Below are 18,255 nucleotides of genomic sequence, written 5' to 3'. Positions count from 1 at the left end.
TAGCAACTTAACATTGTTAACAAATGTTGATAGTCTGGAAAAAAATTATGACTTATCAACACTTAGCTTGGTATAATGTTCTCAAATGATAATCAAAGTGGATCTAAATTTTGATTGTCTTTTACATTGAGATAAATCAATGCAATCTTCCATCGTCTTATCTATACTTATATGACTGATGCAAACTGGAATAGAATTTTAGACAGTATACCCGATGAAGCTTCTGAAGCTATTGTTAGTGATTACTTTGTTAAGCCCTTGTTAAAGGCTCTAGGGTTTAGTATTGAGGAACAATACCCCGAATTTGCTACGGGTTCTGGGACAGTAGATTTTGCGGCTCGAAAAAACCAAGGCAGTGATACTTTTAATCAATCAAAAACCAATCCTTATTTGTTGGTAGAAGTTAAAGGTCGAGCTATTGGTACGGGAGCCAGAATAAATCTCATGGAGAAAACACCAACCTATCAAAAAACTCAAAAGCAAATTAAACAATATTTGCTATCCCCTAACTGTAAAACTGCTCAATGGGGAATTATTACAAATTCAGTCCATATTCAACTTTTTCGGCGACATGGTAAGGTCGTTCATCCTGCCACACCTTGCTGGCTAATTAAAAAAGATAATATCCTAGATATTGTGACTCGCATTAAAGATTTGATCGAGAATCCCTTACCTGCTTTAGTCGTTAGTCTCTACAATGATAAGGGAGGTGTGGGCAAAACAACAACTACAATCAACCTAGCTTCTATCTTACGGAAACAGAAAAAGAATGTTTTAGTCATTGACTTTGATCCTCAACAGCGAGACTTAACAGATTCACTGGCTTTACAACCCACAAAAACCAAGTTATCTGATTGTTTAATTAATCGATCTTTAAATATTAAAGATGCCATTCAGCCTTTTAAAATTAAAACTAAATCTGGAGAGGTTCGACTTTTTGATGTTATCCCTTCAGATTCGGGTTTAGAGAAATTTATGCGTCATGACCAACTAGCGGAAATTCAAAAAAGAGCAGCAAGGTTAAACGATTTATTAGAGAGTTTGAAATTTAATTATGATTATATTTTAATCGATGCACCCACAAACTGGACGTTTTTTAGCCAAAGTTGTGTTTATGCCTCTGATGTTGTTTTAATGCCAACTAAACACACGAATTTTGCCTCATTAAAAAATGCCAGTAAAGTGATCCTAGAATTTATTCCTGAAATTCAAGAACTAAGAGATAAAAAAGGAGAGTATGGCCCGATTCCTCTGCCTATTTTTTTTAATGAACATAAACCAACAGAGACTTCATTGAAACGAGCTAACCATGAAATTAAGTCGATCATTTCCCTAAAGCAAGGTGATAAATTAGTTTTTAATCCTGATTTATTACCCTACTTTTATCCCAAATATACAAAAGGTAGTCCAGATCAAACAATATTCAGTATTCCAGAATATGCTATTGTTGCAAGTGCCGCCTTTGAACGCATACCTGCCGTATTGAAGCATAAAACTGTAAACGATTATTATCTTTCTTTAGCACAGGAGTATTTTCTTTATGAGTGATTTTGATAATATTGGTAAATTAATGCACTTGCCTTTAATTGATATTGAACCCGGACAAGAAATTACGCAACAGGAATTTTTGGTTTCAAGTGCAGCCGAAGCTATTTTACAAGTAGAGGGGCGAAATTGGGTTCCAGTAATTGTGCAGGAAATTGCAGATTATCAGTATCAAGCGGTGAGTAATCATTTTGTCTATGCAGCGGCTAAAAAAGCACAAATAGAAAGGGTTTGGTGTATTGTTATTGATCCAAAACCTTCTAATATTGAACAAGCTAAAATTTTAACGAGAGAAGCTAATCCGCTTGTTAATTTATGTACAGCTTCCAAAGATACAATTCTAGCAGCACTCAGCTATTTACAATCTGAACCTGGAAGTCCTTTAAAAACAAAAACAGTAGATTTAATTAAAGTAACAGACCGTATTCTTGAATCTGATCGAGAAACTTGGGCTGATTTTAATAAACTTACAAAGTTAAAATGCGGAATTACAAAAGAAAACCAATTAGACTGTTTAAAACAAGTTTTTTACTGTAAACCAGAACCTCTGCCACCGCCGCAGCCAGCACCTGAACGTGTATCTATTAAAAAAGCCAACCGAGATCAAATTTTTGAGCGTCTCAATTATTTATCTATTAATAAAATAGATGGTTTTGATAAAATAGATCCGGATCAATTAGCTGATACTCTGTTTACAACCCCTAAAGGTAAATGGAAAAGTTTAAATCCTATTTTAAAGCTTGATTGTGGAGTGAGTAAAAATCAAATTCAAAAAACTCTAAAAACCGTATTCTCTTTATAAATAATGGAGAAATATTATTAGGATAAAATATCTTACCAAGATTTACCTTAATCTTAGAATAAATTTGGTAAACCCCGTTGTTGAGACAGTTTTTCAGATTCAGATTTAATAATATCTTGGTAAGATTGACCCAATTAAAAAGTTCAGTTATAACGTGTGGTAGGTTGCAATTCAGGACATAATACTTTGCTTATAGATTGTCCTTTCTCTATCCATTCAACACTGAGAATATCAGATGGAATATTTTTTAAAACCATATACTCAGAGACAACAGAACTCGCTTTCGTACCTGCTTCTCTATTAGTTAGTCCCTGCGCTCTTGCTTCACAATAATTATCAGCATATAGAGTTGCAGTTTGATCAAAAGCTTTTGCTAATTCCTCTTGAGTTAAAGTTTTATTGGAATTGGTACTAGCAGATTGAGAAGAATTTGCTGTTTGAGATTGAGGTATACAAAGACTATCCAAATTAATAACTCGCTCTGCATGATCAACAATAAAACAACCAGGATTTTCTTGTGCCCTAGTAAAATTTTGATGATTAGAAGTCACTAAAATAGTAGTCACGGATAGAGAAATCAAGCTAATTCCTAAAACTTGATTGAAACCGTTAAATTGATTCAGCATACGTTCTCCTTATGCTTGCAACTCAGCAAGAGAAACCCGAACATTTTTGAATATCTACGGCTTTCATCTAGCTTGCTTCAAGCTTGCACTAAAATGATCTAGTTTTAATTTTGATTATTCAGATATTCGATAGCGGGGTAAAATCAAGCCTTAAAAATCAGATAGCTTTTATCTATTTGGGTTAGTTAGCCCAGATAAATAATTACGACTCATCATTTCAATTAGGTATTATTATCTGATAATTTTTGATTCTGTACAGTCGGATTAAGTCGGGAATTTTATATTTTTTCAGATTTGAGAAAGTCGGAAAAAGTCGGATTAAGTGGTTGAGGATGGAAAAAGTAGGCTAAAATACAGATAAATCTAACGTCTAACGTAGGGTATGGATGTGCAAGAAGTCCTCAGACTAGCGGATCACTTAGTTTTTACTAAAACGGGAAAGCACCTAGATGATCTTCAAGAAGCAATATTGCGGGGAAGTTTAGAGAACGAAAAATACTCACAAGTGGCGGATGAGTTTCACTGTTCTGAGGGTCATGTCAAGGATATTGCTTCTGATTTATGGAAAATTCTCTCCGATGCTTTAGGGGAAAAAGTGAGAAAATCTAATTTGCGTTCAACTCTGAAGCGACAAAAATATTCTAATTTCTTAAATTTTGCTAAAGATTCTGTACAAATTAATAATATTAATGTTTGTCATGAACCTCCTTTATCCTCCGATGATTCTGTTACGCCTAACAATAATAAAACTCAACCTTTATTAAGAATTAATTTAGAAGATGCACCGGATATTTCTGAATTTTTTGGACGAATAGAAGAACTCGCAATTTTAAAAGATTGGATACTTGAACAACGGTGTCGAGTGGTGATGCTTTTGGGGATGAGTGGAATTGGAAAAACAGCACTAGCGGTTAAATTAGTTGAAGAGATTCAAGAAAATTTTGATGCGGTAATTTGGCAAAGTTTGGAAACTCCACCCGCTTTAAATGAATTATTAATAAATTTACTGCAATTTTTATTAGACAAACCAACAAATCAACTTCCAGTAACTTTGAATGAACAATTGAGTGAGTTGATGAGAATATTGCGATCGCAACGTTGCTTAATTATTTTAGATGATTTTCAAACTTTATTTAATTCAGGTCAATTAGCTGGTAATTATCAATCTAGCTTTGAGAATTACCGATTGTTTTTTAAGAAAATCAGCCAATTCAATCACCAAAGCTGTATTATTTTAAATAGTTGGGAATTACCGAAGGATTCAATTGAACTAATGAGCAATAGTACAGCTATACATTACTTATTATTGTCTGGTTTAGGAGATTCAGCTAGAGATTTGTTAAAATTTCAAGGATTATCGGATATTAAAAATTGGAATACTTTAATTGATTATTATGGGGGAAATCCATATTTTTTAAATAGTATTTCTACAGTTATTAAAAATTTATTTGGGGGTAAAGTTTCTGAATTTTTATGCTATGAAACTTTATTTCTAGGAGAAGATATAACAGAAAGTCTGAGTCAACAGTTTAATCGATTATCAGAATTAGAGCAAAAAGTTATTATTTATTTAGGACAAAACCCTAACGGAATTCGGCTATCGGAGTTGCAATCTAATCTGAAACTATCTGCTTCCGATGTATTAAAAGCCTTAGCATCTTTAGGACAACGGTACTGGATTGAAAGATTAGAATTAGAGAACCAAATCTATTTTACCCTTCAACCCATGCTGAAACATTCTATTCAAGCCATACAGAAACCCAGTTTCTGAAAAAATCTTGATTCTATGCCAAAGTTGTTGTCAGAAACCCGGTTTCTTGATAAAAAATAAGGTGAGTTACGAAATTCGTAAACCCACCTTAAAATCAAGATTAAATTAGGGTTTAACCCTTTAAAGCTTCTGCACCACCCACCACTTCCAGTAATTCCTGGGTAATGGAAGCTTGACGAGCTTTGTTGTAGGATAACGTTAAGGTTTTAATTAACTCTCCAGCGTTGTCACTGGCGTTACTCATGGCGGTCATCCGGGCGGCTAACTCACTCGCCAGAGATTCTTGCCAAGCACGTAACAATTGGTTCGTTAAGAATAAAGGTAATAACGCATCCAAAATTTGGGCAGGATCTTGTTCAAAAATCATATCTCTCGGTAAATCCGAAAGATTATTTTTAACTTTCTCTCGTGTCACTTCTAATTGACCATTTTTAGTGGTTAATCGGAAAATTTCATCATCCGTTGGCTCTAACCCTTGAGGATCAAGGGGTAACAACGTTTGAATCACCGGACGAGAAGCAATTAACGAAACAAATTTCGTATAAATTAACTCAAGCCGATCCAATTCACCCGATAAAAATAAAGCCAAAAGATTTTCCGCAGAGTCCCGTACACGCTCTAAAGGCGGATTTTTTTCAGGATTTTCTACCGTCGCGCGGATATCAACATCCCGTCTTTGGAAATATTGAATGGCTTTGCGTCCAACTAATAAATAGGTGCATTCAACGCCTTCAGCTTCCAACTCTTTTGCACGAGTTTCCGCCCGTTTAATCACACTGCTATTATAGGTTCCACACAAGCCTCGATTACCGGAAATTACCAGTAATCCAACTCTTTTTACTTCCCGTTGTTTGAGGAGGGGCAAATCTGCTTCTTCAAATTTTAAACGGGATTGTAACCCATACAGAATCCCTGCTAATCGATCAGCAAAGGGGCGAGATGCTAAAACTTGTTCCTGGGCGCGACGCACTTTTGCAGAAGCCACCAGACGCATCGCTTCTGTAATTTTCTTGGTATTTTTAACCGAATCAATGCGATCGCGGATCGCTTTTAAATTTGACATAGTTTTGCCAGATTTGCGTTATGAAATCAGGAGTCAGGAATCAGGACTGAGGAGACAGGAATCAGAAGTCAGCTATCAACATTAAAGCTTTACTGTTCCCTGTTTCCTGTTCCCTATTCCCTTCCTAAAAATTAAGCTGAAACTAAAAAGGTTTGTTTGAATTCTGCGATCGCTTCTTTCAACAGACCTTCGGCTTCATCGTCGAGGAGTTTTTTGCCTTGAACGATTTCGACGTATTTGGGTTTGCTATTTTTGAGGTATTCCCGCAGTCCGGCGGCAAAGGTAACGACTTTCTCAACCGGGATCTCATCGAGATAACCGTTAATTCCGGCGTAAATCACGGCCACCTGTTCAAACAATTGCAGAGGAGAGTTTTGAGGTTGTTTTAACAACTCTTGCAGCCGTTTGCCCCGTTCTAATTGGTTGCGGGTGGCTTGGTCTAAATCAGAGGCGAACTGAGAAAATGCAGCTAACTCAGCATACTGAGCTAATTCTAATTTAACTTTCCCAGCGACTTTCTTCATGGCTTTGGTTTGAGCCGCAGAACCCACGCGGGACACTGAAATCCCGGCGTTTACTGCCGGACGTAAACCCGAGTTAAATAAGTCAGAGGATAAGAAGATCTGACCGTCGGTAATAGAAATCACGTTGGTGGGAATGTAAGCCGAAACGTCACCCGCTTGAGTTTCAATCACGGGTAAAGCCGTCATACTACCGCCGCCGAGTTCATCGTTAAGTTTGGCAGCCCGCTCTAATAACCGAGAGTGGAGGTAGAACACATCCCCAGGATAAGCTTCCCGTCCGGGGGGACGACGCAGTAACAGGGACATTTGACGGTAGGCTTGAGCTTGTTTCGATAAGTCATCATAGATGACTAGGGTGTGCTTGCCTTTATACATAAAGTATTCCGCCAAGGTCGCGCCTGTGTAGGGAGCGAGATATTGCAGGGTAGCGGAGTCACTGGCGTTAGCCGCGACCACGATGGTATAGTCCATCGCGCCTTTTTCTTCCAGGGTTCCCACAACTTGGGCAACGGTGGAAGCTTTTTGACCAATAGCCACGTAGACGCAGATCACGTCTTCGCCTTTTTGGTTAATGATGGTGTCAATGGCGATGGAGGTTTTTCCGGTTTGACGGTCGCCAATGATTAATTCCCGTTGACCCCGGCCGATGGGAATCATGGAGTCGATAGCGGTAATTCCCGTTTGCATGGGTTCGCACACGGAACGACGGGCGATAATCCCAGGGGCGGGAGATTCTAATAAACGGCTATCGGTGGTTTTGACATCTCCTTTACCATCAATGGGACGGGCTAAGGCATCGACAACCCGGCCTAACATGGCATCGCCAACGGGGATTTGAGAAATTCTTCCGGTGGCGGTCACGGCTGATCCTTCTTGGATATCCCGACCTTCACCCATTAACACCGCACCGACGTTATCTTCTTCTAAGTTCAGGGCAATGCCGATGGTGCCTTCGGCAAATTCTAACAGTTCACCGGACATGACTTTATCTAAGCCATAAATCCGGGCAATTCCGTCACCGACTTGCAGAACAGTCCCGACGTTGGTTTCTTTAACGTCTTGGTCGTACTGTTCAATTTGCTGCTGAATAATGCTGCTAATTTCGTCAGGTCTGATCGCTACCATTGTTCTTGTCAGTAGTTAGAGGTTATGAGTTCAGTCCAGATCCTCGTGATTGATCACGACGGGTTAAAAATTTATTGGGCTAATTTCATGCCAATGCGACGGAGTTGTCCCCGCAAGCTGGCATCCACGACGCGAGATCCCACTTTGATAATGACACCGCCCAATAAATCCGGGTCAAGGGTGGTGGAAATTTCCACCGAGCGGGCATTGGTCATGGCTTTGACTTTTTCAGTCAAGGTATTTTGTTGAGCTTCGGTTAACGGATGGGCGGAGGTGATTTCTGCCAACACCGTTTGATTGAGTTTCCGCAGTAATACTAAATACTGTTGACCAATTCCCTGTAAGAATAAAATCCGTCCCCGATCCACTAACAACATCAAGAAATTCCGTAATAACGGATTCACTTGATCTCCAGTAATGCGTTGCAGAACGGCTTTTTTATCCTGGGGTTTAATCACAGGATTGTCTAAAAAGTTTTTTAATTCTGCGGAATTTTCCAGTAATTCGAGTAATGAGCGGATCTCATTGCCGAATTCTTCGGTTAAATTTCTCGATTGAGCCAAGGACATTAACGCCGAGGCGTAAGGCTCAATAATTTCTCCTGCGATCGCGCTCATATTCAACCTCCCAGCAGCATTAGACTCCGATCAATTAAGCGTTCCTGAACAGTGTCGTCAAGCTGTTGTTTGAGTTGAGCTTCTGCCCGTTCAATGGCTTGAGTGGCAATCAGAGAACGCAGTTGAGCAATCACCCGTTCCCGATCCGAATCTAACTCAGCGCTGGCGCTGGCTTTCATCCGTTCCACGTCTTCAGCAGCTTTCGCCCGAATCGACTCGCTAACTGCTTTGGCCCGTTCTTCGGCTTCGGCTAAAATCCGTTGAGCTTCCGTTTGGGCAGCCGTTAATTTTTGTTGTTGTTCGGCTAGAGATGCTTCTGCTTTTTGTTGACGCTGTTCAGCTTCTTTAATGGCTTCTTCAATGGTGGAGCGTCTTTCATTTAGGATTTTTCCTAAAAAGCCTCGCCCAAAGTAAACCAGCACACCAATCAGAATGGCTAGGTTAATTAGGTTCGTCTCAAAAATATTGGTATTGAGACCGAATCCAGCTTCAGAGCTAGCTTCTGTGGCTAGTAATAAAACAGTCTCCATGATGTTGTTCTCATAAGTGCACGGCTGAAGTTTTAACACCCAATATTGGGGTTAAAATCTAGCCTGGGCTGTTTTCAATTCTGTTGGATCTCGCATTTTAAAAAGCTGATCACAATCAGGTTCTCAGCTTTCTTAGCATCCCAGATTATCTAACCAACTCAGCCCCTAATAATTTTTCTAAAATTTGGCGACTCAGTGGTTCGACTTGCTGCTCTAAAGCTTGCAGGGCTTGTTGTTTTTCTTGCTCAATTTCTTGAGACGCTTTTTCTCTCAATTTTTGCGCTTCTTGTAATGCTTCTGCGATTTTTCCATTCGCAATTTTTTGCGCTTGGGCTTGAGCATTAACAATGGTCGCTTGAGCTTTTTTGCGAGTTTCTGCTAACTCTATTTCGTATTGTTGGGCTAATTTTTCAGCTTTAGCCAGACGTTCTTTGGCATTGACTTCCCGCTCACGGATATAATCCGCTCGTTCATCAATTGCCTTTCCTAATGGTTTATAAAAAACCTGGTTTAAAATTACTGCCAGAACTACGAACTGCAACGCCATTAAGGGCAGAGTGGCATCAAGATCAAACAGTCCTCCTTCTTTGGCAGCCTCTTCAACCGCAAATAGAATTGTCCAGTGCATATTGTCCCTTGAAGAGTTGGATAAAGATGGATTTTAGACTTAGATTTCAGATCTTCTGAAACCTAAAATCTAAAATCCACGTTTGGATTACTGTTTAGGCGAAGGGGTTAGCAAACAGCAGAACCAGAGCAACGACCAGACCGTAAATCGTAAGTGCTTCCATGAAGGCCAAACTTAACAGTAAAGTCCCACGAATTTTACCTTCTGCTTCGGGTTGACGGGCAATCCCTTCCACTGCTTGACCAGCAGCAATCCCTTGACCAATTCCAGGGCCGAGTGCCCCTAAACCAATAGCTAAAGCAGCAGCAACAACGGAAGCAGCAGCAATCAGTGGATCCATGATGATTTTCTTCCTTCTAAATACAAAAGAGTTAACAAACAATCAGTTAGACAAAATGTGAAATCAATCCCTATCAGCATTTATAAAACTAGGAAATTTGAAGAAAACAAATTTCTTCTTTGTCCTGTTATCAATGCCAGATTTGTTTAATGGATTGGAGTCCCCAAAACGTTATTTTACCAATAAAGGGGATCAAGTTTAACCCAATAGAACATTTTGAAAAAATCAAGGTCTAAGAAAAGAAATCTTAAAGGGTTTGTTTCCTTTCTTAGTCGTGATGTTCTCCACCATGTCCTTCTAGGGCTTCACCAATATAGTTTGCTGCCAGTGTCGCAAAAATTAGCGCTTGAATGGCACTCAAGAATAAACCTAAAACCATCAGAGGCAGAGGAATAAACAGAGGTACCAGGAATACCAACACGGCCACCACCAGTTCATCCGCCAAAATGTTACCAAACAAACGGAAACTCAAAGAGAGGGGTTTGGTAAAATCTTCAATCACCCGGAAGATTGCGAGAAACGCAATCGGCTGGGCGTAATCTGCAAAATAACCGACGAGGCCTTTTTTGCTGATTCCGGCGTAGAAATACGCTAAAGAGGTTAACAGGGCTAAGGCCACTGTGGTATTGATATCGCTGGTGGGGGCGGCTAATTCTCCTGAAGGCAGTTCGATGATCTTCCAAGGGATTAACGCACCTGACCAGTTAGAGGCAAAGATGAATAAGAACAGTGTTCCAATGAAGGGAACCCAAGGACGATATTCTTTTTCCCCGATTTGGTCTTTTGCCAGTTTGCGAATGAATTCTAGGGCGTACTCCATAAAATTCTGCATCCCAGTGGGAATACGCTGCACGTTTCTGCTGGCTAACACTGAAATTAGGATCAGCAAACCGATGACAAACCACGAGGTCAGAAAAATCTGACCATGCAGTTTTAAACCGCCGACTTCCCAGTAAAAGTGTTCGCCAACTTCCAAACTGGCCAGTGGGAGAGGATTGAAGGTGTTTAAGACAGTCAGCATTTCCATGTCCGTAGGTTTCCTCTACAGATTGAGGACTGGAGGATTCCGAAAACCGATCTATTTTGGCTTAGAGGTGAAGGTTGTCATGAGGACATAGGACAAAAGGGCCACTTTGTAGGTGAGAAATCCTAAGAAAATCGGTAAAATCTGGAGTTGATGCCAGCGAGTGGCTAAAATGAGTAAACCCACTAGAATTAAGATCCGATTCAAGCCTAGTTTTTTCTTCTCTCTACCCAGTTTTTCCACATCTCGCCCCAGCATTCGTAAGTAAACTATGCCGACGCTGGCCCCGATTAAATAGTTGCAAGCAACTTCTAGGGAGTAAAAACAGCAAACCGTGATAAAAATTACCCCCATTGCCACGAGTGTCATCCACAGCAACTGACGCTGCAATTGATAATACTCCTGCATAGAAGGGTCGGGTTCTACAGCAAGCTTAGACCCGGATTTAACTGTTTCCTCTGCGTTTGTCATAGTTACTGGGACAAGTTCACCTATTTTTAGTTCAGCCACAACTGATTCATCCGCTCCTAAAAGCGGGCAGTTCCAACTTTCCCCAAGTTCACGCACAGGCGCATAACACGCTCTGTAAGCCACAATGAATCATATCATGTTGTGGTAACAGAACTTAAAATAAATTTAATCACGGGAGTTAATCGACAACTGTAGGGTGCTCCATCAACGCTCACGCACCAACAACAAGCTTAATCCCCCAATGCGGCTTGAATCTTCTGTTTAAGAATCGTCACAACATCCTCAATGGCGATTTCTTGGGAGTTGTGAGTAGCTCGTTCTACCCATTCTACTTTACCGGATTTAATCGAACGTCCGGTGACAATGCGATAGGGAATCCCAATCAAATCTGCATCTTTGAATTTTACCCCGGCTCGTTCATCTCGATCATCGAGTAACGTTTCAATTCCCGCTTGGTTTAATTCGGTATACAATTTTTCGGCAATTTCCACCTGTTGACCATCGGTAATATTGGGAATGACAATAATAACTTGATAAGGTGCGATCGCCACAGGCCAAATGATGCCATCTTTATCATAGGATTGTTCCACGGCCGATTGTGCTAACCGAGAGACTCCAACGCCATAACATCCCATGACTAAGGGTAATTCTTCTCCCTGTTCATTGGTGAAAGTTGCCTTCATGGCTTGAGAATATTTAATCCCCAGTTGGAAAATATGACCGACTTCAATTCCTCTGGCGCTGTGTAAAATTTGGTTCGGATCATGAACGGCGCGATCGCCTTTTTGGGCTTTTCTAATATCAACAATAAGTTTAGGTAAGGTAAATTCTTTACCCCAATTTGCCCCAACAACATGATATCCTGATTCATCTGCACCCGTGACAAAATTCTTTAATTCAACAGCAGTTTTATCGACCATTCGCAGAAATTTTGAGTGTTCCCCTTCCTTCGTTTTAGAGTTAATATAACTATCTTCTAAATTCGGAGAAATATAGCCTAATGGTAACGGTTTTGCTGCCCATTTTTGTTGTGCTTCTTCATCAGGAACCGTTAAGGATAATAGGGTTTTTGCGCTAAATTCAGGTGCTAATTTTGTTAGTTCATTTTGTAATTTAACATCATTAACTTCCTGATCACCCCGAATACTGACTAAAACTAAAATCGTTGTGCCATTATCATAAACGACTTGATAGAGAACATTTTTAACAATTTGGGTGGGAGAACATTTCAAGAAATTGGCTAAGGTTTCAATGGTATTTGTATTCGGCGTTTCTAACTTTTGATATTCAGTAAAACTAGAGGGTTCAGCATCAACCGGAAGGGATACCGCTTTTTCAGTATTAGCTGCATATTTGCCATCTTCAGTATAGAGAACTTCATCTTCTCCGGCTTCTGCTAAGACCATAAATTCTTGAGAACCACTTCCGCCAATGGCTCCAGAATCAGCTTCTACGGCGCGATATTGTAACCCACAACGACGCAACATATTGCGATAAGCTTGATCCATCTCTCGATAGGTTTTCTTCAAACTTTCCTCATCGCTATGGAACGAATAACCATCTTTCATAATAAATTCTCGTCCCCGCATTAACCCAAACCGAGGGCGAATTTCATCTCTAAATTTGGTTTGAATTTGATATAAATGTAGGGGTAATTGTTGATGGGAACGGATCATGTCTTTCGCAATGGTTGTGATCACTTCCTCATGGGTTGGCCCTAATGCTAATTCCCGTTTACGACGGTCGGTGAGGGAAAACATAATTCCCTCGGCTTTCGTATAAGTATCCCAGCGTCCTGACTCTCGCCAAAGTTCTGAAGGTTGGACTTGGGGAAGCAGACATTCTTGGGCGCCTGTAGCGTTCATTTCTTCTCGAACAATTTGAGAGACTTTTTGCAAAACGCGCCACATTAAGGGAAGATAAGCATAAATTCCACTTCCGATGCGTCGGATATATCCCGCCCGGACTAATAGTTTATGACTGGGAATTTCTGCTTCTTTGGGGTCTTCCCGCAGGGTGACAAATAGCATTTGAGACAGTCGCATCGTTTGGTTTCCTAAAATTAAAGACTCATTTATTATTATTGCAGAATTGTGTTCAATTTAACTCTAAAAAATAAAGATCAATCCTCGTAGGAGCGAGGTCTACTCGCCCATCATCTGATTTAAGTTTAATTCGTTATTTTTTTAAATGATTTTTGATTTAATTATTTTTTAATTTCACTGGATTCATTAATTTTAGAAGGAAATACTTGAGTTAAATCTAAGGTTAAATTGGGAAAACAAGGTAAAGTTATAGACTCGTTAGGTAAATAAATCGATTTATTCCGATAACCAAATTCTCCTTGTAAGTTTTGATACGGTTCCCGATAACATTCTAAACATAAATCAACTAAGTTAAAAATCCAATAATCGCTAATATTATTTTCCGCATAAACGGATAACTTGGTTGTTTGATCATAATCTAAAGAGGAATCAGCAATTTCAATTAAGAGTAAAATATCTTCCGGGTGAGGATGAGTGCTTAAATAGTCATCTTCTTTATTTTTAAGAATTACAACGTCTGGTTCAGGTTCACTATAGTTAGATAAAAGAATTGGGTCTTGACCTTGTAAAGTTGCACGCTTACCCATGATATTGGCTAATTCCCTGGTTAACCGTCTATTAACCGTTGCGTGAAGCATCCCTTTTGCAGCCATGTAAATCAGTTCTCCGCGAATCAATTCGACTCTATCATCTTCTTGGAAAAAGCCTAATTGAGTTAGACGGTGATAGTCTTGAATGGTAAATTTTTTAACGGTTGCGATCGCCATATCTTCAATATCAATAATAATTTTAAGTCTATTATAGCAATTCTCATTTTACCAAATGAAAGGAATTAAACGAGGGGTATTGTTCTGATAATCTTGATAGTTGGGATATTTTTCTGACATTGTTTGTTCTTTTTTTAAAATACGTTGTAAATAAATTACAAAAACTAATCCGGGGACGAGATACCCCCAAGGGGAACCTGAAACAATGGAAAAACTGAGATATCGTAATAAATCCCCAAAATAGTTAATATTACGAGAAAACCGCCAAATATTATCTGTAACTAATCCTTCACCATATTGTTTTGCTGTTAATTTTTGTACGTCTGCTACGGCATTAATTAAACTGCCAAAATAAAATAGAGGGATAGCAATAGCAACGGTTATAAAAGAAATTGGGTTAGGATTAATAAAGGCTAAGTATCCAGGTAATGTGTATAAAAAGCCAATAATAATTAGCGATAAAATTAATCCTATCACTCCTACAGTTTGATTAAATATAACCTTTGAACGTTGGGGATAAAACCATTGTTCAATTAACCACCATAAGCAATAACTAATATGTAAACATAAATAAATGACTTGTCGCCAGTCATGAATTCCTAAAATAAATGCAAAACCGATTAATAAAATAATCGTTGTCGCTTTAGCAATATTAATCGCGGTTAATGCGGTTATTGTCAACTGGGGATTAGTTGTATTATCCATTATCGTTAATAATGAGTTAAGTTAGTAGACCTCTAGGAATTTAGAAAGCGAACCCAAGGGATAAGAGGGTTTGAGAACAAAACCCCTACAATCAACAATTATAATCTTTATAAAAAAGGATTAATTAAAAAACTTCCGCACCTTCAAACTGTTTAATAGTTTGCAGTTTAGCAGATTCTCCACAGGTGCGAGGAGTGGGTAACATTTTACCAGGGTTCGCTAAACCTTTGGGGTTAAAAACCTCTCTCACCCATTGCATGGTTTCTAAATCTATTTCGTTAAACATTTGAGGCATATAGCATTTTTTGTCTGCGCCAATACCATGTTCACCGGATAAGCTTCCGCCTACTTCAACACAAATTTTTAGAATTTCTCCGCCAATTTCTTCAACGGTTTCTAACGCCCCCGGAACGGCGTTATCATATAAAATTAAAGGATGTAAGTTTCCATCTCCCGCATGAAAAACATTAGCAATGGGATAACCATATTTTTTACTTAATGCTTCAATTTCTTTTAAAACATCAGCCATTTTTGTACGAGGAATTACCCCATCTTGAACATAATAATCAGGGCTGACATGACCTGCTGCTGCGAATGCTGCTTTGCGTCCTTTCCAAATTTTTAATCGATCTTCGGGGTTACTCGCTGTAGTAATATTTCTCGCTCCATTGTTCTTACAAATTTCAGCAACTCGTTGTTTATTGGTATCCACTTCAACTTGTAAGCCATCTAATTCAACAAGTAAAATTGCTCCCGCATCACGGGGATACAAGCCAATTTTTACCACATCTTCAACGGCATTAATACTGAGATTATCCATAATTTCCATTCCCCCCGGAATAATCCCCGAACTAATAATATCTGAAACCGCAGACCCGGCGGCTTCTAAACTGGTAAAATCGGCTAATAAAACACAAATTGATTCCGGTGCTTTGAGAATTCTTAAAGTGATTTCGGTGGCGATGCCTAATGTTCCTTCTGAACCGACAAATAATCCTGTTAAATCATATCCCGGCATTTCGGGAATATCGCCCCCAATATCAATAATAGAACCATCGGGAGTGACAATTTTTAAACCTAAAATATGATTAGTTGTTACCCCATATTTTAAACAATGAACGCCACCAGAATTTTCGGCAACATTTCCTCCAATAGAACAAATAATTTGACTAGAAGGGTCTGGGGCATAATAAAATCCAGCCCCACTGACAGCTTGTGTCACCCAATTATTAATCACGCCAGGTTGCACCACAACTCGTTGATTTTCTAAGTCTATATGCAGGATTTTTCGCATTAAAGTTGTAACAATTAACACGCAATTTTCGACGGGTAAAGCACCGCCAGAAAGTCCGGTTCCTGCTCCTCTAGCGACCCAAGGAATCGAATTTTGATCACAAATTTTAACAACTTCTGCGACTTCTTCTGTGGTTTTAGGAATGACGACTAAAGCCGGACGTTGACGATAGCTGGTTAGTCCATCACATTCATAAACCAGTAATTCTTCGCGGCGTTGAATGACTCCCTTTTTACCCACAACAGTTTCAAATTGTTGAATTAAAGTTTGCCAGTTTTGGGTTTGTTGTGATTTGTGATCCAGCATAGGAATAACGATGGGAATAACGGCGGGTACTTGATATTATATCGCTTTTGGGTTCAGTTTTTACAACGGCTCTTTTAATTTTGTTGGCAAATCAATAATAAATTTACATTCTTCTGCTTCCCTATTGTTTATTTTCTACCCCTGGTTAAGCTGTTTTCTACTCTCCTATTTCATTTGAAACTTGATTCGGGAAGTTGTAGAGTGATCCGTTAATCTTGTCCCCCTAAAGCAACATCATCTATACTAAATTGGGGCGTTCTGGTTGTCTTCTGGGTGAGGTCGATAATCAGTTAAAGAATTTCCTAGATTTACATTAGCTCTTATTTCTGGTAAACTTGGATTAACACATCTACTCTGGTCTGTCAATACCTCTGGCTCTATGGAGTATTGATAAGAAGAAGATATTTTTTTTGAAAGCTAATAAAATGTTTACAAATAGACAGGAATCATCTTAAACTCCTGTCTGGGTTGATTACCCCGCTTTCAGGCAAGTTCGCAAGTTTCTTTTAATCTTGATTCAATGACAATCGATGATGTACTTTTACTTTTAAATGCAATGCTTCCTAAGCCATTGACCCGCCTTCAAGAGCTTATTTTACGAGAAACATGGGAGGGCAAAACCTACAATATTATTGCTCAGGAATCATATTATGGGCCGGAACGGGTGAGGAAAGTTGCGGCTGAATTGTGGGTTTCATTAACTCAAGTGTTGAATGAACCCATCAATAAAGTTAACTTTCGTAAAAAACTAGAGCCTCGTGAAATCACCTTGACTCAACAGCAATTAATCCGGCAGAATTCCCCCCTCAACAACGTCAACCGTAAAATGCCTCTGGAATTTCCTGATGGGCCTTTATCTCTCAATTCCCGTTTCTATATTTCCCGTCCACCTATTGAGGAACTGGCTTTTACAGAAATTATGGAGCCCGGTTCTGTTCTGCGGATTAAAGCTCCTCAAAACATGGGGAAAAGTTCATTATTATTAAGAATTTTAGCTTATGCTAATCACTTAAACTATCAAACAATTAGCCTAGATTTTAATCAAGCTGAAGAAAGTTTATTTACCGACTTCAATCGATTTTTACGTTGGTTATCTGCGAATGTTAGCCATAGTTTAGGTTTAGAATGTCAATTAGAAAACTATTGGGATGAACAAATTGGGAGTAAAGTTAGTTGTACGATTTATTTCCAAAGTTATATTCTTCAAAACACGCAAAGCCCGATTGTTTTATCCTTGAATGAAGTCAACCGGATTTTTGAATATCCTGAACTGGCTAAAGAATTTTTTCCGATGCTGCGGGTTTGGTATGAAGAAGCCCGAAAAATTGAAATTTGGCAAAAACTTCGTTTAATTGTGACTTATTCTACGGAAATTTATGTCCCTCTGAACTTAAATCAATCTCCCTTTAATATTGGATTACCGTTAAGTTTACCTTATTTTACCTATGAACAAGTCAAAGAACTTGCTAAATGTTATCAATTAGATTGGGCAGGAAATTCAGAAATTGAACAGTTAATGGCAATGGTTGGGGGGCATCCGTATTTAGTGCAGTTAGCGTTCTATCATTTGGTCTCCATATCAACTCCATCATTATATTTAACCTCTACATCTGTACCACCACCTGAATATGATTGTCATTTGAGTCCTCAAGCCCAATTTGAACAACTACTGCAACAAGCACCTACAAATGTTGGAATCTATAAAGATCATCTTCGCCGTTTGTTGCTTTCTCTGGAGAACAATCCTGAACTGAAAGCTGCATTTGAACAGGTGATTCAACAAAAGGGTTCTAGTAAAATTGATTCGACTTTAGCTTATAAATTAGACAGTATGGGTTTAATTATATTTAATGGGGATCAACTGGAACCGAGTTGTGAACTTTATCGCCGTTATTTTCAAGAACAGTTATAGGGGTTGACGGTTGGTTGAGTTGACACTCCCCCGTCAAGCTTGCGCGCTCGACGGGGGATTCTTGTTTCATAGAAGAATGCTTTTCAGTGCAAGCACTAACGAGTCTTACATCCTCTCCACAAGCTTGCATTTCCGTATGTCCTACGGTATTTGTTGACAG

At 39.1% G+C, this 18,255-nt stretch carries 17 protein-coding genes; 4 read left to right on the top strand and 13 right to left on the bottom strand.

The features are described from left to right. Positions 1-171: 171 nt before the first annotated feature. Together ACKPEB_RS14000 and ACKPEB_RS13995 are read left to right on the top strand one after the other, a co-directional pair. Positions 172-1,548 (top strand): AAA family ATPase, encoded by a 1,377-nt coding sequence (locus ACKPEB_RS14000; protein WP_408965539.1) that lies wholly within the window; start codon positions 172-174, stop codon positions 1,546-1,548. Then, positions 1,541-2,347 carry a hypothetical protein gene (locus tag ACKPEB_RS13995; protein WP_408965538.1) on the top strand — a complete coding sequence of 269 codons (807 nt, stop codon included), beginning with the start codon at positions 1,541-1,543 and terminating at the stop codon, positions 2,345-2,347. The genes ACKPEB_RS14000 and ACKPEB_RS13995 overlap by 8 nt, the downstream gene beginning before the upstream one ends. A gap of 143 nt (positions 2,348-2,490) precedes the next feature. Here ACKPEB_RS13995 and ACKPEB_RS13990 read toward each other — a convergent pair whose 3' ends face one another. Beyond that, positions 2,491-2,973 carry a hypothetical protein gene (locus tag ACKPEB_RS13990; protein ID WP_408965537.1) on the bottom strand — a complete coding sequence of 161 codons (483 nt, stop codon included), beginning with the start codon at positions 2,971-2,973 and terminating at the stop codon, positions 2,491-2,493. Positions 2,974-3,355: 382 nt separating this feature from the next. On the opposite strand from ACKPEB_RS13990, the gene ACKPEB_RS13985 reads away from it, so the two are divergent. After that, on the top strand, positions 3,356-4,744 hold the full coding sequence (locus ACKPEB_RS13985; RefSeq protein ID WP_408968286.1) for an NB-ARC domain-containing protein: 1,389 nt from the start codon (positions 3,356-3,358) through the stop codon (positions 4,742-4,744). Positions 4,745-4,856: 112 nt separating this feature from the next. On the opposite strand, the gene ACKPEB_RS13980 is transcribed toward ACKPEB_RS13985, so the two are convergent. The 12 genes from ACKPEB_RS13980 to glcD form a co-directional block, all read right to left on the bottom strand. Then, on the bottom strand, positions 4,857-5,807 hold the full coding sequence (locus tag ACKPEB_RS13980; RefSeq protein ID WP_408965535.1) for a F0F1 ATP synthase subunit gamma: 951 nt from the start codon (positions 5,805-5,807) through the stop codon (positions 4,857-4,859). 131 nt (positions 5,808-5,938) lie between these two features. Next, positions 5,939-7,456 carry a F0F1 ATP synthase subunit alpha gene (gene atpA, locus ACKPEB_RS13975; RefSeq protein WP_408965534.1) on the bottom strand — a complete coding sequence of 506 codons (1,518 nt, stop codon included), beginning with the start codon at positions 7,454-7,456 and terminating at the stop codon, positions 5,939-5,941. A 71-nt stretch (positions 7,457-7,527) separates the two neighbouring features. Then, positions 7,528-8,073, bottom strand: coding sequence for an ATP synthase F1 subunit delta (gene atpH, locus ACKPEB_RS13970; RefSeq protein ID WP_408965533.1), 546 nt, complete (start codon positions 8,071-8,073; stop codon positions 7,528-7,530). A gap of 2 nt (positions 8,074-8,075) precedes the next feature. Beyond that, on the bottom strand, positions 8,076-8,603 hold the full coding sequence (locus tag ACKPEB_RS13965) for a F0F1 ATP synthase subunit B (protein WP_408965532.1): 528 nt from the start codon (positions 8,601-8,603) through the stop codon (positions 8,076-8,078). Between the two features lie 145 nt (positions 8,604-8,748). Then, the gene (locus ACKPEB_RS13960) at positions 8,749-9,231 is read right to left on the bottom strand and encodes a F0F1 ATP synthase subunit B' (protein WP_408965531.1); all 483 of its coding nucleotides are present in this window, start codon (positions 9,229-9,231) and stop codon (positions 8,749-8,751) included. Positions 9,232-9,325: 94 nt separating this feature from the next. Next, a complete protein-coding gene (gene atpE / locus ACKPEB_RS13955) occupies positions 9,326-9,571 on the bottom strand; it encodes an ATP synthase F0 subunit C (RefSeq protein ID WP_408965530.1) in 246 nt (81 codons plus the stop codon). Between the two features lie 268 nt (positions 9,572-9,839). Further along, complete coding sequence (gene atpB / locus ACKPEB_RS13950; RefSeq protein WP_408965529.1) at positions 9,840-10,598, bottom strand: F0F1 ATP synthase subunit A; 759 nt, start codon at positions 10,596-10,598, stop codon at positions 9,840-9,842. Positions 10,599-10,649: 51 nt separating this feature from the next. Next, a complete protein-coding gene (locus ACKPEB_RS13945) occupies positions 10,650-11,066 on the bottom strand; it encodes an ATP synthase subunit I (protein ID WP_408965528.1) in 417 nt (138 codons plus the stop codon). 230 nt (positions 11,067-11,296) lie between these two features. Beyond that, positions 11,297-13,111, bottom strand: coding sequence for a proline--tRNA ligase (gene proS / locus ACKPEB_RS13940; protein ID WP_408965527.1), 1,815 nt, complete (start codon positions 13,109-13,111; stop codon positions 11,297-11,299). Between the two features lie 161 nt (positions 13,112-13,272). Beyond that, complete coding sequence (locus ACKPEB_RS13935) at positions 13,273-13,878, bottom strand: Uma2 family endonuclease (RefSeq protein WP_408965526.1); 606 nt, start codon at positions 13,876-13,878, stop codon at positions 13,273-13,275. Positions 13,879-13,926: 48 nt separating this feature from the next. Continuing rightward, a complete protein-coding gene (locus tag ACKPEB_RS13930) occupies positions 13,927-14,583 on the bottom strand; it encodes a methyltransferase family protein (protein ID WP_408965525.1) in 657 nt (218 codons plus the stop codon). A gap of 124 nt (positions 14,584-14,707) precedes the next feature. Further along, positions 14,708-16,183 carry a glycolate oxidase subunit GlcD gene (gene glcD / locus ACKPEB_RS13925; protein ID WP_408965524.1) on the bottom strand — a complete coding sequence of 492 codons (1,476 nt, stop codon included), beginning with the start codon at positions 16,181-16,183 and terminating at the stop codon, positions 14,708-14,710. Positions 16,184-16,703: 520 nt separating this feature from the next. On the opposite strand from glcD, the gene ACKPEB_RS13920 reads away from it, so the two are divergent. Further along, positions 16,704-18,095: an AAA-like domain-containing protein gene (locus ACKPEB_RS13920; protein ID WP_408965523.1), complete on the top strand. Its 1,392-nt coding sequence runs from the start codon at positions 16,704-16,706 to the stop codon at positions 18,093-18,095. Positions 18,096-18,255: the final 160 nt, after the last annotated feature.

This window comes from Planktothrix sp., assembly GCF_046067725.1.
In the GTDB taxonomy this organism is placed as follows: Bacteria; Cyanobacteriota; Cyanobacteriia; order Cyanobacteriales; family Microcoleaceae; genus Planktothrix.
The sequence above is the reverse complement of the archived record's forward strand: the minus strand, read 5'-3'. Positions and strand labels throughout refer to the sequence as shown.

What these genes read in the sequence shown, in the direction of transcription:
- ACKPEB_RS13935 (WP_408965526.1), bottom strand. Translation starts at nt 13,878, where the DNA reads ATGGCGATCGCAACCGTTAAAAAATTTACCATTCAAGACTATCACCGT.
- ACKPEB_RS13920 (WP_408965523.1), top strand. Translation starts at nt 16,704, where the DNA reads ATGACAATCGATGATGTACTTTTACTTTTAAATGCAATGCTTCCTAAG.
- ACKPEB_RS13995 (WP_408965538.1), top strand. Translation starts at nt 1,541, where the DNA reads ATGAGTGATTTTGATAATATTGGTAAATTAATGCACTTGCCTTTAATT.
- atpH (WP_408965533.1), bottom strand. Translation starts at nt 8,073, where the DNA reads ATGAGCGCGATCGCAGGAGAAATTATTGAGCCTTACGCCTCGGCGTTA.
- atpE (WP_408965530.1), bottom strand. Translation starts at nt 9,571, where the DNA reads ATGGATCCACTGATTGCTGCTGCTTCCGTTGTTGCTGCTGCTTTAGCT.
- ACKPEB_RS13960 (WP_408965531.1), bottom strand. Translation starts at nt 9,231, where the DNA reads ATGCACTGGACAATTCTATTTGCGGTTGAAGAGGCTGCCAAAGAAGGA.
- ACKPEB_RS13945 (WP_408965528.1), bottom strand. Translation starts at nt 11,066, where the DNA reads ATGACAAACGCAGAGGAAACAGTTAAATCCGGGTCTAAGCTTGCTGTA.
- ACKPEB_RS13930 (WP_408965525.1), bottom strand. Translation starts at nt 14,583, where the DNA reads ATGGATAATACAACTAATCCCCAGTTGACAATAACCGCATTAACCGCG.
- ACKPEB_RS13990 (WP_408965537.1), bottom strand. Translation starts at nt 2,973, where the DNA reads ATGCTGAATCAATTTAACGGTTTCAATCAAGTTTTAGGAATTAGCTTG.
- ACKPEB_RS13965 (WP_408965532.1), bottom strand. Translation starts at nt 8,603, where the DNA reads ATGGAGACTGTTTTATTACTAGCCACAGAAGCTAGCTCTGAAGCTGGA.
- proS (WP_408965527.1), bottom strand. Translation starts at nt 13,111, where the DNA reads ATGCGACTGTCTCAAATGCTATTTGTCACCCTGCGGGAAGACCCCAAA.
- ACKPEB_RS13980 (WP_408965535.1), bottom strand. Translation starts at nt 5,807, where the DNA reads ATGTCAAATTTAAAAGCGATCCGCGATCGCATTGATTCGGTTAAAAAT.
- glcD (WP_408965524.1), bottom strand. Translation starts at nt 16,183, where the DNA reads ATGCTGGATCACAAATCACAACAAACCCAAAACTGGCAAACTTTAATT.
- atpA (WP_408965534.1), bottom strand. Translation starts at nt 7,456, where the DNA reads ATGGTAGCGATCAGACCTGACGAAATTAGCAGCATTATTCAGCAGCAA.
- ACKPEB_RS13985 (WP_408968286.1), top strand. Translation starts at nt 3,356, where the DNA reads ATGGATGTGCAAGAAGTCCTCAGACTAGCGGATCACTTAGTTTTTACT.
- ACKPEB_RS14000 (WP_408965539.1), top strand. Translation starts at nt 172, where the DNA reads ATGACTGATGCAAACTGGAATAGAATTTTAGACAGTATACCCGATGAA.
- atpB (WP_408965529.1), bottom strand. Translation starts at nt 10,598, where the DNA reads ATGGAAATGCTGACTGTCTTAAACACCTTCAATCCTCTCCCACTGGCC.